The sequence below is a fragment of the Uliginosibacterium flavum genome, assembly GCF_040566545.1.
GTDB classification, from domain to species: domain Bacteria; phylum Pseudomonadota; class Gammaproteobacteria; order Burkholderiales; family Rhodocyclaceae; genus Uliginosibacterium; species Uliginosibacterium flavum.
Genome location: NZ_JBEWZI010000011.1, coordinates 21,237 through 33,682 on the forward strand (window position 1 = coordinate 21,237; position 12,446 = coordinate 33,682).

The 12,446-nt window shown below is 60.6% G+C and carries 10 protein-coding genes; 5 read left to right on the top strand and 5 right to left on the bottom strand.

The features are described 5' to 3' along the window. Positions 1–49: 49 nt before the first annotated feature. From ABXR19_RS11335 to ABXR19_RS11345, 3 genes are read right to left on the bottom strand one after another with little or no spacing between them, the layout of a single operon-like run. Positions 50–856, bottom strand: a complete 807-nt coding sequence (locus tag ABXR19_RS11335) for an oxidoreductase (protein ID WP_354601243.1) — start codon at positions 854–856, stop codon at positions 50–52. A gap of 23 nt (positions 857–879) precedes the next feature. After that, complete coding sequence (locus ABXR19_RS11340; protein ID WP_354601244.1) at positions 880–1,641, bottom strand: SDR family oxidoreductase; 762 nt, start codon at positions 1,639–1,641, stop codon at positions 880–882. Between the two features lie 52 nt (positions 1,642–1,693). Then, complete coding sequence (locus ABXR19_RS11345; RefSeq protein ID WP_354601245.1) at positions 1,694–2,668, bottom strand: alpha/beta fold hydrolase; 975 nt, start codon at positions 2,666–2,668, stop codon at positions 1,694–1,696. A gap of 183 nt (positions 2,669–2,851) precedes the next feature. On the opposite strand from ABXR19_RS11345, the gene ABXR19_RS11350 reads away from it, so the two are divergent. Then, positions 2,852–3,241 carry a winged helix-turn-helix transcriptional regulator gene (locus ABXR19_RS11350; RefSeq protein ID WP_354601246.1) on the top strand — a complete coding sequence of 130 codons (390 nt, stop codon included), beginning with the start codon at positions 2,852–2,854 and terminating at the stop codon, positions 3,239–3,241. Between the two features lie 209 nt (positions 3,242–3,450). Here the strand turns inward: ABXR19_RS11350 and ABXR19_RS11355 are convergent, their stop codons facing one another. After that, a complete protein-coding gene (locus ABXR19_RS11355) occupies positions 3,451–4,911 on the bottom strand; it encodes an efflux transporter outer membrane subunit (protein WP_354601247.1) in 1,461 nt (486 codons plus the stop codon). A gap of 24 nt (positions 4,912–4,935) precedes the next feature. On the opposite strand from ABXR19_RS11355, the gene ABXR19_RS11360 reads away from it, so the two are divergent. The 3 genes from ABXR19_RS11360 (at position 4,936) to ABXR19_RS11370 (ending at position 9,872) form a co-directional block, all read left to right on the top strand. Continuing rightward, positions 4,936–5,616: a TetR/AcrR family transcriptional regulator gene (locus ABXR19_RS11360; protein ID WP_354601248.1), complete on the top strand. Its 681-nt coding sequence runs from the start codon at positions 4,936–4,938 to the stop codon at positions 5,614–5,616. 123 nt (positions 5,617–5,739) lie between these two features. Beyond that, entirely contained in the window at positions 5,740–6,813 is a 1,074-nt protein-coding gene (locus tag ABXR19_RS11365; protein WP_354601249.1) for an efflux RND transporter periplasmic adaptor subunit, read from the top strand. Beyond that, the gene (locus ABXR19_RS11370; RefSeq protein WP_354601250.1) at positions 6,810–9,872 is read left to right on the top strand and encodes an efflux RND transporter permease subunit; all 3,063 of its coding nucleotides are present in this window, start codon (positions 6,810–6,812) and stop codon (positions 9,870–9,872) included. The genes ABXR19_RS11365 and ABXR19_RS11370 overlap by 4 nt, the downstream gene beginning before the upstream one ends. Before the next feature lie 328 nt (positions 9,873–10,200). Here the strand turns inward: ABXR19_RS11370 and ABXR19_RS11375 are convergent, their stop codons facing one another. After that, on the bottom strand, positions 10,201–11,145 hold the full coding sequence (locus ABXR19_RS11375) for a LysR family transcriptional regulator (RefSeq protein ID WP_354601251.1): 945 nt from the start codon (positions 11,143–11,145) through the stop codon (positions 10,201–10,203). Positions 11,146–11,271: 126 nt separating this feature from the next. Between ABXR19_RS11375 and ABXR19_RS11380 the strand changes: the two genes are divergently transcribed. Then, a complete protein-coding gene (locus ABXR19_RS11380; protein WP_354601252.1) occupies positions 11,272–12,420 on the top strand; it encodes an iron-containing alcohol dehydrogenase in 1,149 nt (382 codons plus the stop codon). Positions 12,421–12,446 lie beyond the last annotated feature (26 nt).

Sequence of the window (12,446 nt, forward strand, 5' to 3'; positions counted from 1 at the left end):
CCTTGATATCGGGTTTTTGATGAGTCCTGGGGCTGGCAGGAGGGTTTGGCTAGACGAGCCCAAAGCTTTTCCTGAGGCTTTTGTCGACTGGCCCCGCAGGCATGAAGCGGCGCAGTTTGGCCAGAAGGGAGGCCTCGCCTTTGGGCGTGTGCCGCATTTTCCACTTGCCTAGCGCGGCCTCGACAATCGTGTCGGCAACGCCATCAGGGAGGGGCGCTTTCTGGAGGTTGTGTGCTACCGCTTCAGCCACCCGCCCGAAGGTTTCGTTGTAGTCATCGACTCTGTTCGTCGTCCAAGGCGCGTTCAGATCCAGATTGGTTCTGGTGAAGGAGGGCTGGACCAGCGCCACACGGATGCCGAACTGGCGCACCTCGTGATCCAGGCTCTCGGACAGGCCTTCCACAGCATGCTTGGAAGCTGCATAGAGAGCCATGTAGGGAGCCGGCAGAAATCCCAGAACCGAACTGACATTGACGATGCGGCCGGAGCGTTGCCCCCGCATGTAAGGCAGCACCGCCCTGATCATGCGCAGGACACCGAGGAGGTTGGTGTCCAGCAGCGTCTGAGCTTCGGTGAGGGATGTTTCTTCTGTAGCGCCGAGCAGGGTAACCCCGGCGCTATTGACCAGCACGTCGATCCGGTTGGCCTGGACGATGAGGGTTTCGATTCCACGCGCAATCGAGACTTCGTCGCGGACGTCCATCTCGAGGAGCGTCACTCCTGGAATAGCCTTCGCTCCTGCCAGATTGCGCATGGTGCCGAACACTCGGCAACCCTGGCTGGCAAATCTCTCTGCGGTGGCGCGCCCGATACCCGATGACACGCCGGTGACAAGCACAACTTTTGAATACGACATGGCGGCTCCCATTGCTTGGCCAATTACATCGGGGGCGGATTCGCAATCATCTGCGCATTGAATGCGTTGACGAATGCATGTTCGCCAGGGCCCGGATTGGCGCGCAGTGCACTGACCGCCTCGACCACGATCTCGGGCGTGTCTGTCGCCAGACCTGCCATGGTTTCGGCGATGAACGCGTCAAGCGGCATGGCGCGCGGATCTCCACTCTTCTTACCCAGGAGCTCTGTATCCACCCAGGGCGGGGCGATTTCCTGCACGGTCACGTTCGTGTCTTGCAGCATGAAGCGCTGGGACAAGGCGTAGGAATGCAGGGCAGCTTTGGTGGCGGAATAGACCGCACTGGGCGCCAGGGGGACGTAGGCCAGAATGGAGGTGTTGTAGATGATCGTGGCGCGCGGCTGGCGCTTCAGATGTTCGATCAATGCGGAAGTCAGCAGGATCGGCCCGAGCAAGTTGGTTTCGACCAGGCGGCGTGAGGTCGCTTCGTCAATCTGCCCCGCCGCATTGTCGAAGGGCATGATACCGGCATTGTTGACCAGCACGTTGAGGGTGGGGTAACGGTCGATCAGGATTTGCGCCGCCGTCTGGATGCTGGCCGAGTCGGCGACATCCAGCTCAATAGCCTCCATGCCGGGGTTAGCGGCCACGACTTCGTCGAGCAGCGCCTTGCGGCGCCCGGCGATGATGACCTTGTTACCGCGTTGGTGGAATGCTTCCGCGAGGCCGCGGCCGATGCCGGAGCCGCCGCCGGTTACGAGAATGGTATTGCCTTCGAGTTTCATGATGGGTCCTCTGTGGGTCGTCGATAAGTAGTGGGTGGATGAGAGAGGCCGTTCAGGCCTTGCGTGTGCCCTTGATGAATGCCGCAATCTGGGCTGCCGCGGCTTCCGGGTATTGGTGATGCGGTCCGTGGCCTGCTCTGGGGTAGGTAATCATGCTCACGGTCGGCAACTGCCCGTTAAGGGCGTACCAGTTTTCGATCGGGAAAATGATGTCGTGGTCAGCCCCCAGATGCAGGATGGGGGTCTTCGTGGTCTTCAAGAAGCCGAGCATTTCGTCCGACGGAAAGACGGGATTGCGCGGCGTGGTTCCGATCTGGCTGATCGCCCAGTCGGCCGGCACATCGGGGCTGCGGGCAATCTTCTGCGCCATGATCCGGTCGAAGGATCGCTTCGAGGCAGCACGACTGCCTTCGTCTGCGGGCTCGAAGAATATCGTGGTGAAGTTATCCAGAGCGATGCCGGGTACGGCAGCGGCGTCGTAGAACAGTTGTTCAGCCTGCTTGACGAGCTTGCCGGGCGGCGTCGTCGCCAGCAGCACGGCATGACTGACGTCCTGGCCGAACATCGCCAGATAGATCTGCGCAACGATGCCGCCGATGGACCAGCCCGCGATCACGACATCTTTCAGCCCGAGCGAATCGACGAGGTCTTTTGCGTCTTTCACCATGGCAGCCGGGTTATAGCTTCTCTCCCCGGTGGACAGGCCCAGCCCTGAATAGTCGAAGGTCACCACTTGAAAGCCTTGCGCTGCGAGGGCGTCAATGAAAGCGGGGTCCCACAGGCCCAGCACCCCCCGAAAGCGGTTGCACAGCACGATGGGTTTGCCGGTTCCAACGGAACGGTAGGCCAGCTTGCGGCCGCCGACCTCGACGAAGCGCGTTGATGCTCCCGCCGAACTGATATCCGTCGTGTGCCCGCTCTGCGCATTTGCGCGCGAGGGCAGGGAAAGGGCTGCAGCCATTGCGACGCCCGCGACGAGTGCTTGTCGGCGGGATAGGGAGTCGGGGTTGGTAGCAGGGTCACTCATGTCATGGCTCCAGTGCTGATTGGTTTTGGATTTGCGTTGTGGTTTTCATGCAGATCGATAGCGTTGCTTTTGCGCTTGGCGAATGAGTCTCACGCATGGCGAGACTAAGTAACTTGCGAACTGCAAGTCACATACTATGACTAAGACTTGTAAATTGCAAGTCACAGACTTAAAATTTTGAGCATGAAGAAAATCAATCCGTCTCCATCGTGTCTTGTGGGCTATCGATCAACATGCCCCATCGCCAATGTGCTGGACATCGTGGGCGATAAATGGACCTTGCTTGTGGTGCGCGATCTGCTGCTGTCTGGCAAGCGCCGTTATGGCGAATTTCAGTCTTCACCCGAGTCGATTCCCACCAACATTCTGGCGGATCGATTGAAGCGCCTAGAGGCGGCCGGCCTGGTCAAAAAAGAGTTCTACCAAAACAACCCCCCGCGGGCGGAGTACTTCATCACTCGCAAAGGCGCCGAACTGGGGCCTGTATTGCAAGAGATGGCGCAATGGGGGCAGAAATACATACCGGGCGTCATCATCCCCAGCCAATTCAACCAGCCGGAAATCAGGGATTAGCGTGTTGCCTGGCTGAAACGGGGAAATCTCCTTCGCCGCGACACCTATCTTTCGCATAGCGGACCCTGCTCAGGCAGCTAGCCTGAGCATCCTGTGCTTCCAGGTCTTCTAGCTCCTATGGCTGGCCAGCCTGGAAAATGAGTGCAGCAAATGCTGGCGGACGCCGTGGTGACTCCGTTGAACTACGTTTGCTCCGGGCGTCAATCCCATTACTGGATAGCGATGCTTGTCAGTTCTCGGGGCTGCCAACCGCCGCCGAGTGCCTTGAAGGCTGCGACCGCTGCGCGGGCCGATTCGGTTTGGGCCTGCACGCGTGCATCGGAAACACGCAACAGGTTTTCGTCGGCCAGTAGGACTTCGATCAGGCTGACGACTCCCTTCTGGTAGGCCGCAAACGAGGCGCCGCGCGCGCGGCTTAGCGCGTCCACGCCTTGGGCGAGTTCGGCTGCCTGCGCTTCACGCTTGACCAGCGCTGACAAGGCGTTTTCCACGTCCTCCGTCGCCTTCAGAGCCGCCTGTTTATACGCAGCCAACATCTCAGCTTCCTGTCCCTTCACTAACTCGATCTGCGCGTTGATGCGGCCGAAGTCGAACAGACGCCAGCGCAGTCCCAGCACGCCGGCCGCCTGGTTGGCGCCGCTGGTGAACAGATTGCCGCTCGATACAGATGTCGCACTGCCGACCAGCCCGCTCAGAGAGAGCTTGGGGTAGTACTCGGCGATAGCGACGCCAATACGTGCATTCGACGCAGCCAGGCGACGCTCGGCCAAAATCAGGTCGGGCCGGCGCCGCAGCAAATCCCCCGGTGATCCACTCGCGTTGACCTGCGGGGCAGCCGGGATGTCAGCGATTTTGCTCAACTCGACGCGATGCGTGCCCGGCGCCGTGCCCAGCATGACATCCAGTGCATTCATAGCCACATCCAGCCCCGCCTCAAGCGACGGAATCGAAGCACGAACCTGTGCTAGTCCGCCTTCGGCCTGCCTGACCTGAAGCTCGGGCGCCAAGCCCTTGCCATACAGCAGCTTGATGGTGGCGAGCAGTTCCTGCTGTGTCTGTACCTGCCGGCGAGCGACTTCCAGGCGAGCCTGAAGGCCACGAATGCTGATGTAGATGTCGGCAGTCTGTGCTGCCACGGTCAGCCGAGTAGCCACTGCACCGGCTTCCGAGGCTTGGTACTCGGCCAGCACGGCTTCGCGGCCCCGGCGCAAGCCACCGAACACGTCCAGCTCCCAAGTCGCGCCAAGATTCGCCTCATAAGCAGTGCCGAAGCGGTCGAAACCCGGCGCCGAGTTCAGGACTTGCCCCAGCGGGGTTTCGACCGACTGGTAAGCCCGGGCAGCCTGGCCGCTCAATGTGCCGGAGGGCAGCAATGCGGCATTGGCTGCACCCAGCCCGGCACGCGCTTGTGTCACACGTGCCGAGGCCTGGGCAAGATCGAGGTTTTGCTCCAGTGCGAGCGTCACGAAGCGTGTCAGCTGCAGATCGCTGAATCCCGCCCACCAGGTGGCGAGTTCGGCGCTGGAGTTCGCCATTCGCTGATCCGCAGCAGCCTGCCCCTGGAAGCGTTCGGGCAACGGGGCGTCAGGTCTTGCGTAGTCGGGGCCAACTGCACAGCCGGTCGACAGGCCGGCAAGCAGGAGGGCGATGAGCGTGGGTTTGGGCGGCATGGTTTTCTTTCTGGCGTCAAATGAGTGACCATAATACCAATTGGTCACTCATTGTCTAGTCTTTCCCGCTGGCGTAAGCTACCTCCCATGATGAAAACAAGCTCTCCTGCTGCCCTGGTGCGGGGCCCGGCGGACCACGAGGTGCGCGACCAGATCGTGCTCGCTGCCACCGAACACTTCAGCCGCTATGGCTATGAGAAGACGACCGTTTCCGATCTTGCGAAGGCCATCGGCTTTTCGAAGGCGTACATCTATAAGTTTTTCGAGTCGAAGCAGGCGATAGGCGAGATGATTTGTGCCAACTGCCTGAGCAAGATCGAAACCGAAGTCAAGGCGGCTATCGATCAGGCCGATCGGCCCCCAGAGAAGCTGCGGCGCATGTTCAAGGCCGTTGTCGAGCTGAGCCTGCAGCTGTTTTCCCAAGACCGCAAGCTGTATGAAATTGCGACTTCTGCCGCGACAGAGCGCTGGCTGTCCACGCTTGCCTATGAAGAGCGCGTCCGGATCATGCTGCGAGGCATTCTGGAGGAGGGGCGGCAGAGTGGGGACTTTGAGCGCAAGACGCCTCTGGATGAAACCGTGATGGCGATCTATCTCGTGCTGCGCCCTTTCTTGCATCCTCTGATCCTGCAACACAGCCTGGACTACACCGAAGACGCTCCGGGTCAGCTTTCAAGTCTGGTGCTGCGCAGTCTGTCTCCGTGAAATAATGCAAAATCAACAGTGACTATTGACTAATTTAGTCACAAGAATGATGATGAAGGTCCCGATCATTTCACCCAAGGGACTTTCATGCTCCGGCTCGCCACTCCTTTATTCATCTGCGCCATGCCCCTGGCGCTTATCGCTTGCGGCGAAAAGGCTCCGGCCGATCCGCGCTCCGGGCTGCCCTTGGTGCGCGCTGCCGTCGTAGAGGAAGCAGATTCGGCTTCACGTTCGTTCACGGGCACCGTAGCGGCCCGGGTGCAGAGCGACTTGGGGTTCCGGGTCTCGGGTAAGGTACTGGAGCGCCTGGTGGATGCCGGGCAAAGCGTCAAACGCGGCCAGCCGCTAATGCGTATCGATCCGATCGATCTGAAGCTGGCGGCCCATGCCCAGCTGGAGGCGGTAGCTGCCGCGCGGGCACGTGCCCAGCAGACGGCGGAAGAAGAGGCCCGCTACCGCGATCTGCGCGGCACCGGTGCTATCTCTGAATCAAGTTACGATCAGGTCAAGGCCGCCGCTGATGCCGCCCGCGCTCAACTCAGCGCCGCAGAGGCCCAAGCTGACGTGGCCCGCAATGCAAGCCGCTATACCGAACTGCTGGCTGATGGCAACGGTGTGGTCATGGAAACCCTGGCCGAGCCCGGGCAGGTCGTCAGTGCCGGGCAGGTTGTGTTGCGGTTGGCGCATGCCGGCCGGCGTGAGGCCGTAATTCAGTTGCCGGAAACGCTGCGCCCGTTGATCGGTTCGGCGGCGCAGGCCACTTTGTTCGGCAAGGAAGGCACAGTTGTTCCCGCAAAACTGCGCCAGCTCTCCAACTCGGCAGACCGACTCACGCGCACCTTCGAGGCGCGTTATGTGCTGGAGGGCGAGTTATCGAATGCTCCCCTGGGTAGCACGGTCGTGCTCGAGATTACGGAAGGGGCTACTTCAGTTCATGGTGGGCTGCACGTACCCATCGGTGCCCTGTTCGACCCTGGCAAGGGGCCGGGGGTGTGGGTCATCCAGGGCGAGCCAGCGAAAGTCTCTTGGCGGCCAGTAGCAGTCCAGCGCGTTGATGACGCCAGTGCCTATGTCGCGGGCCGGCTCAAGCAGGGCGAGCGCATTGTCGCGCTCGGCGCGCACCTGCTGCGTGAAGGCGAACAGGTCCGCATCACCGGTCTTGCCGCTGCCGCAGCGACTCAAGGGGCGCGTCCATGAGCGAAGGGCGATTCAACCTGTCGGCGCTCGCGGTACGCGAACGCGCCATCACCTTGTTCCTGATCCTCCTGATCTCGCTGGGCGGGGTCCTGTCCTTCTTCAAGCTGGGGCGGGCGGAGGACCCTTCATTCACGATCAAGGTGATGACGATCATCACCGCCTGGCCCGGCGCAACCGCGCAGGAAATGCAGGACCAAGTCGCCGAGAAAATCGAAAAGCGCATGCAGGAGCTGCGCTGGTACGACCGTAGCGAGACTTACACCCGGCCTGGACTGGCATTCACCACGCTGACTTTGCTCGACAGCACCCCACCGTCGCAAGTGCAGGACGAGTTCTATCAAGCCCGCAAAAAGGTCGGCGACGAAATCCGCAACCTGCCGCCCGGCGTGATGGGACCGTTTGTTAACGACGAGTATTCCGATGTGACCTTTGCCTTGTACGCACTCAAGGCCAAGGGCGTGCCGCAGCGCGAGCTCGTTCGCGAGGCGGAAACGCAGCGCCAGCGCCTGCTACATGTGCCCGGCGTGAAGAAGGTCAACATCGTTGGCGAACAGTCGGAACGCATCTTTGTGGAGTTTTCCCACGAGCGTCTGGCAACCTTGGGCGTCAGCCCGCAGGAGGTTTTCGCGGCGCTGGGCAGTCAGAATGCCTTGACACCGGCAGGCTCCGTCGAGACCAAGGGGCCGGAGGTGTTCATTCGTCTGGACGGCGCCTTTGATGAGCTGGAGAAAATCCGCAACACACCTGTGGTGGCGCAGGGGCGCACGCTCAAGCTCTCGGACATTGCCACCGTCAAGCGTGGCTATGAAGATCCAGCAACGTTCTTGATCCGTAACGGAGGTGAACCTGCGTTGCTGCTGGGCGTTGTCATGCGTGACGGCTGGAACGGGCTAAATCTGGGCAAGACCTTGGACGGCGAGGTGAAAGCGATCAATGCCTTGCAGCCGCTGGGCATGAGCTTGGCCAAGGTCACCGATCAGGCCGTCAACATCAGCTCGGCGGTGGATGAGTTCATGATCAAGTTCTTCGTCGCCCTGCTCGTGGTGATGTTGGTGTGCTTCGTCAGCATGGGCTGGCGCGTCGGGGTCGTGGTTGCTGCCGCAGTGCCGCTGACGCTGGCCGTCGTCTTTGCGGTGATGCTAGCGAGCGGCAAGAATTTCGACCGTATTACGCTGGGCTCATTGATCCTGGCGCTCGGCCTGCTGGTGGATGACGCCATCATCGCCATCGAAATGATGGTGGTGAAAATGGAAGAAGGCTATGACCGCATTGCGGCCTCGGCCTATGCCTGGAGCCACACTGCGGCGCCCATGCTGTCAGGCACGCTGGTCACGGCGGTCGGTTTCATGCCGAATGGCTTTGCACGCTCTTCGGCAGGCGAATACACCAGCAACATGTTCTGGATCGTCGGCATCGCGCTCATTGCCTCATGGGTGGTCGCTGTGGTTTTTACACCCTACCTTGGGGTCAAGTTGCTGCCCGATTTCAAGAAGGTCGAAGGTGGTCACGAGGCTATCTACAACACACCTCGCTATAACCGCTTCCGCCAACTACTGGGGCGCGTCATCGCCCGGAAGTGGATCGTCGCTGGAACGGTGATCGGCCTTTTCGTGTTGTCGGTGCTCGGCATGGCGGTGGTCAAGAAGCAGTTTTTCCCGATTTCTGACCGGCCAGAAGTGCTGGTCGAGGTCCAGATGCCTTATGGCACATCGATTACCCAGACTAGCGCTGCGTCGGCGAAGGTGGAGGCTTGGCTGGCCAAGCAAGAGGAAGCGAAGACAGTCACAGCCTACGTCGGCCAGGGTGCGCCACGGTTCTACCTGGCGATGGGGCCGGAGCTCCCGGATCCGTCGTTTGCCAAAATCGTGGTGCGGACAGATAACCAGAATGAGCGAGAGTCGCTCAAACACCGCTTGCGCGAGGCCATCGCCGAAGGCCTGGCCCCGGAGGCGCGCGTACGTGTCACCCAACTCATCTTCGGTCCGTACACGCCTTTCCCTGTGGCTTATCGGGTCACTGGCCCTGATCCGGAAGTGTTGCGCAAGGTGGCCGCTGAGGTGCAGCAGGTCATGGATGCCAGTCCGTTGATGCTCACGGTCAACACGGATTGGGGCGTGCGTGTCCCCACGCTGCACTTCACTTTGCAGCAAGACCGCTTGCAAGCGCTTGGGCTGACTTCCAGCTTGGTGGCGCAGCAACTGCAATTCCTGCTCAACGGTGTTCCTGTGACTGCCGTACGTGAGGACATTCGTACGGTGCAGGTTGTCGCGCGCTCGGCAGGCAACAAGCGGCTCGACCCGGCCAAAATTGGTGATTTCACCTTGGCAGGCGCGCAGGGGCAGCGCATTCCGCTGTCACAGATTGGCAAAGTCGAAGTGCGCATGGAAGAGCCGATCATGCGCCGACGCGACCGCGTACCGACGATCACCGTGCGGGGGGACATTGGCGAAGGCTTGCAGCCGCCTGACGTGTCGACGGCAATCACCCGGCAACTGCAGCCCGTCATCGACAAGCTCCCGAGTGGTTATCACATCGTGGAGGCGGGATCCATTGAGGAGTCCGGCAAGGCGACTGTGGCGATGCTGCCGCTCTTTCCTATCATGCTGGCGATTACGCTGCTCATCATCATCCTGCAGGTGCGCTCGATGGCGGGCATGGTGATGGTTTTCCTCACCAGTCCGCTGGGGCTCATCGGTGTGGTACCGACGCTGATCCTCTTCCAGCAGCCCTTCGGCATCAATGCGCTGGTGGGTCTGATCGCGCTGTCGGGCATCCTGATGCGCAATACGTTGATCCTGATCGGGCAGATTCATGAGAATGAACAGGCCGGGCTGGATCCCTTCCGCGCACTGGTCGAGGCGACCGTGCAGCGCGCGCGTCCGGTGATCCTGACCGCACTGGCTGCGATCCTCGCCTTCATCCCGCTGACGCATTCGGTGTTCTGGGGAACGCTTGCCTATACGCTGATTGGCGGCACGTTTGCCGGGACGATCCTGACCCTCGTGTTCCTGCCGGCCATGTATTCCATCTGGTTCAAAATAAGGGAACTACATACTTAACTACCTAGCCAATTAAAACGCCCGGCGAATCGGAAAGCCGGGCGTTTTGCTTTGGTGCGTGATTGGTAGAGTTTCAGTTATGAAAGCTCATCAAGAGCAATGAGGGCCGAATTAATTCCGCCCTGCTTTTTGGCTTCCTCTAGCTGCAATGACAAATCACGAAAGGACTTTGAGAGTGACAGAGCAACAAACTGAATCGCCCCGGATTTTGTGGAGACCACGCAAGTGGCTTTGCTCGCCACTTTTGCCGCTTAAACAAGGAGGGCTGAACGACCGCTCAGACCGACGATGAGGCGACTAAAGCTGAGAAGCTTATCGGCCCGTCTGCTTAGGAAAATCCTCCGCTACTGAGTTCCTCTGCACTCAATACAAAATCATGGCTGTCCGTCAGTCGATCTACCGCCAGATCGATAAAGCGTCGCACGCGCGCCGGCAAGGCGCGGCTGCCGTAGTAGATGAACAGGCTGTAGCCATCGGCCACATGCTCGACCAGCAGTGGCACCAGCCGCCCGGCGCGGATGTGAGGCGCGGCCGTGGGGGCGGCAAGCTGGCCGATCACTTCGCCGGCCAGTACTGCGTGCAGCTCCAGCAAATCGTCATTGGTGCTGAAGGCGGGCGACACCGGCCACTCCAGTGTGCTCTCGTCGATCTTCAGGTGCCAGGGCACCAGACGTCCGTTGCCGGGGTGGCGGAAGACGCTGCAGCGATGCTGGTTCAGATCATGGCGATTCTGCGGCACGCCGTACTTGCGCAGATAGCTGGGGGCCGCGCAGATCACCAGTTGCAGCGGAAACAGCCTGCGGGCAATCAGCCCCTCCTGCGGTGAAGAGCCGATGCGGAAGCCTACGTCGACGCGATCCTCGACCCAGTTGCCGATGCGGTCGTCGAGCTGCACGTCAGGTTGCACCTCGGGATACAGCCGGCAGTATTCCTGCAGCACCGGGCTGATCACGGGCTGCAGTACCGAGCGCGGCCCGACGATGCGCAGTGGCCCGGCGAAGTCCTCGCGGGTTTGACGCACCGCCAGCAGCGCCTGCTGCAGGCCCAGCAGGGAGGGCTGCGCTGCCTCCAGAAAGCGCTGGCCTTCTTCGGTGAGCGCCATGCTGCGCGTGGTGCGGTGAAACAGGCGTACCCCCAGATGCTGCTCAAGCTGGCCCAGAGCCTTACTGGCCGCCTGCGGCGAGATCTGCTGAGCCTCGGCGGCACGACTCAGGCTGCCCAGCTCGGCGGTGCGGATGAAGGTGGTGATGGAGCGCAGCTCGTTGATCGACATGACAGCACCCGGTTTATTTACATCATTTAGTTGTAAATCATTCAAGTTATATCTGTCTAGTGTGATGTTTGTATGAGTTCTAAAGTTCAGTCCATCAAATCAGCCCTCAATCCCAAGGAGAGACACATGGACAACTTCATCTTCCACAACCCGACCACTATCGATTTCGGTACCGACAAGGAACAGCAGATCGGTCAGCATCTGGCTGCGCACGGCATCAAGAAGGTGCTGCTGACCTACGGCAGCGAGCGTATCAAGCGCGACGGCCTGTTTGACGCAGTGACGAAGAGTCTCGCCGCGCAAGGCATCTCCTTCGTCGAGTTCGGCGGCATCGTCAGCAATCCGGTGATTTCCACGGTGCGCGAAGCCATCGCCGTGGCCCGCACGCATCAGGTCGAGGCCGTCCTTGCTGTGGGGGGCGGCTCGGTGCTGGACAGCTCAAAGGCCATCGCGGCCGGCGTGCTGCATAACGGCGATGTGTGGGAGCTCTTTACCCGCGCCGCCACGATCAATGCTGCGCTGCCGATCTTCAGCGTGCTGACACTCGCCGCCACCGGCAGCGAGATGAACAACGGCGCCGTGGTAACCAACGAAGAGACCAAGGAAAAGTTTGCGATTGGCTCGCCGCACACTTTCCCCAAGGTGTCGATCGTCAATCCGGCGCTGATGCAGACCGTGTCTCGTGACTATCTCGTGTATTCGGCTTCCGACATCATCGCCCACTCGATCGAGGGTTACTTCACAGCCAAGGTGCAGCCGCGCTTCCAGTCGCGTCTGGTCGAAGCAATCATCAAGACGGTGATCGAGACCACCGAGACCCTGCTGGCCGACCCGGCCAACTACGGCGCGCGTGCCGAGTTCGCATGGGCCTCCACGCAGGCACTCAATGGCCTGACTTACGCTGGCACGGCAGGTTTTAGTTACCCGAACCACATGATTGAGCACTCGCTCTCAGCGCTCTTCAACGTGCCACATGGCGCGGGCCTATCGGTGATCATGCCGGCCTGGATGAAGTGGTATCACAGCCGCAACCCCGAGCAGTTCAAGCGTTTTGCACAGGAAATCTTCGGTCTGGAAACCGCCGAGCAAGGCATTGCTGCGCTGGAGAAGTGGTTCGACAAGATCGGCACGCCGACGCACCTGTCGCAACTGGGCATCACTGAGGCCGACCTGCCGGCCACCATCGACAACGTGCTGGGCAACGCCAAGTGGTTCGGCATCGCCGAGATCTACACCCGCGACGTGGTCACCACCATCCTCAAGAACGCGCTGTAAGACACGCGACAACCCTCAATTCAGGA

Excerpts from the sequence above, each read along its gene's own strand:
- ABXR19_RS11335 (WP_354601243.1), bottom strand. The coding sequence starts at position 856 with ATGTCGTATTCAAAAGTTGTGCTTGTCACCGGCGTGTCATCGGGTATC.
- ABXR19_RS11340 (WP_354601244.1), bottom strand. The coding sequence starts at position 1,641 with ATGAAACTCGAAGGCAATACCATTCTCGTAACCGGCGGCGGCTCCGGC.
- ABXR19_RS11345 (WP_354601245.1), bottom strand. The coding sequence starts at position 2,668 with ATGAGTGACCCTGCTACCAACCCCGACTCCCTATCCCGCCGACAAGCA.
- ABXR19_RS11350 (WP_354601246.1), top strand. The coding sequence starts at position 2,852 with ATGAAGAAAATCAATCCGTCTCCATCGTGTCTTGTGGGCTATCGATCA.
- ABXR19_RS11355 (WP_354601247.1), bottom strand. The coding sequence starts at position 4,911 with ATGCCGCCCAAACCCACGCTCATCGCCCTCCTGCTTGCCGGCCTGTCG.
- ABXR19_RS11365 (WP_354601249.1), top strand. The coding sequence starts at position 5,740 with ATGCCCCTGGCGCTTATCGCTTGCGGCGAAAAGGCTCCGGCCGATCCG.
- ABXR19_RS11370 (WP_354601250.1), top strand. The coding sequence starts at position 6,810 with ATGAGCGAAGGGCGATTCAACCTGTCGGCGCTCGCGGTACGCGAACGC.
- ABXR19_RS11375 (WP_354601251.1), bottom strand. The coding sequence starts at position 11,145 with ATGTCGATCAACGAGCTGCGCTCCATCACCACCTTCATCCGCACCGCC.
- ABXR19_RS11380 (WP_354601252.1), top strand. The coding sequence starts at position 11,272 with ATGGACAACTTCATCTTCCACAACCCGACCACTATCGATTTCGGTACC.